Genomic DNA, 1,900 nt, shown 5'->3' with positions numbered 1-1,900 from the left:
CTCGGGTAGAATCAGCCTGTTATCCCCAGGGTAGCTTTTATCCGTTGAGCGACGACCCTTCCATTCGGAATCGCCGGATCACTATGTCCTGCTTTCGCACCTGCTCGACCCGTCAGTCTCGCAGTTAAGCTCCCTTTTGCCATTGCACTCTCCGGTTGATTTCCATCCAACCTGAGGGAACCTTTGAACGCCTCCGTTACTCTTTCGGAGGCGACCGCCCCAGTCAAACTGCCCACCTAGCACTGTCTTCGAGGGTACAAACCTCAAATTAGAATTTCGATGTAGTATGGTTGGTATTCCACCAGTGACTCCCTGTAATCTAGCGATCACAGCTCATAGTCTCCCAACTATCCTATACATACGACACCAAAACCCAATACCAAGCTACAGTAAAGCTCCATGGGGTCTTTCCGTCCTACTGCAGGTAACCGGTATCTTCACCGGTAATACAATTTCACCAGGCCTCCCGTCAAGACAGCTCTCAGATCGTTACACCATTCGTGCAGGTCGGAACTTACCCGACAAGGAATTTCGCTACCTTAGGACCGTTATAGTTACGGCCGCCGTTCACCGGGGCTTCAATTCGGAGCTCTCACTCCTCCTCTTAACCTTCCGGCACTGGGCAGGTGTCAGCCCATATACATCGCCTTACAGCTTAGCATAGACCTGTGTTTTTGTTAAACAGTCGCCTGAGACTCTTCACTGCGGCCCTCTATTGCTTCCTGTCGCGTAGACAGTAACAACAAAGGGCACCCCTTCTCCCGAAGTTACGGGGCCATTTTGCAGAGTTCCTTAACGAGAGTTAGCCTGTCGGCCTTAGATTTCTCATCCTGAACACCTGTGTCGGTTTCGGGTACGGGCACTAATATCTTTAAAACGCTTAGAAGCTTTTCTCGGCAGTGTGGTATTTGTTCCTTCGCCTAATGGCTCCCCATCACACCTCAGATCTAACTTTCCGGATTTACCTGGAAAATCACCCTACATGCTTAGACTGGCACTTCCGTTCGCCAGCGAACATAACCTCCTGCGTCCCTCCATCACTGAATATCAGTGGCGCAGAAATATTAATCTGCTTTCCATTCGCCTACGCATTCTAGCCTCGGCTTAGGTCCCGGCTTACCCAGGGAAGACAAACTTTACCCTGGAACCCTTGTTCTTCCGGCCTGGGGGATTCTCGCCCCCATTCTCGCTACTTATTCCTGCATTCTCACTTCTGATACCTCCAGAGTCGGTTACCCTTCTCCTTCAACGGCCTACAGAACGCTCTCCTACCAATTGCTTACGCAATTCCACAGCTTCGGTTTATAACTTAGCCCCGTTACATTGTCGGCGCAGAGACTCTCGACCAGTGAGCTATTACGCACTCTTTAAAGGAATGGCTGCTTCTAAGCCAACCTCCTGGTTGTTTGTGAATCTCCACCTCCTTTCCCACTTAGTTATAATTAGGGACCTTAGCTGGTGGTCTGGGTTGTTTCCCTTTTGACCATGGAAGTTAATTCCCATAGTCTCACTCCTGAGCTCTTAAATTATGGTATTCGGAGTTTGATTGATTTCGGTAAGCAATACGCCCCCTAGATCATTCAGTGCTCTACCCCCATAATTGAACACTCAAGGCTGCACCTAAATGCATTTCGGAGAGAACGAGCTATCTCCTGGTTCGATTGGCTTTTCACCCCTAAACCTACCTCATCTCCCAACTTTTCAACGGCGGTGAGTTCGGGCCTCCACTGTGTCTTACCACAGCTTCACCCTGGACAGGCTTAGATCACCAGGTTTCGCGTCTACGCCCAACGACTAAATCGCCCTATTCAGACTCGGTTTCCCTTCGGCTCCGTTAAACTTAACCTCGCCATTGAACGTAACTCGCAGGATCATTCTCCAAAAGGCACGCCATCACCCC

General features: G+C 50.1%; 1 rRNA gene. It reads right to left on the bottom strand.

The window, feature by feature from the left end:
• Positions 1 to 1,900 (bottom strand): 23S ribosomal RNA (locus tag B5D61_RS25470); the annotation flags it as partial.

This window comes from Prosthecobacter debontii (assembly GCF_900167535.1).
GTDB lineage: Bacteria > Verrucomicrobiota > Verrucomicrobiia > Verrucomicrobiales > Verrucomicrobiaceae > Prosthecobacter > Prosthecobacter debontii.
Note: the sequence above shows the minus strand (reverse complement) of the source record. Positions and strands in the feature narration are given on the sequence as shown.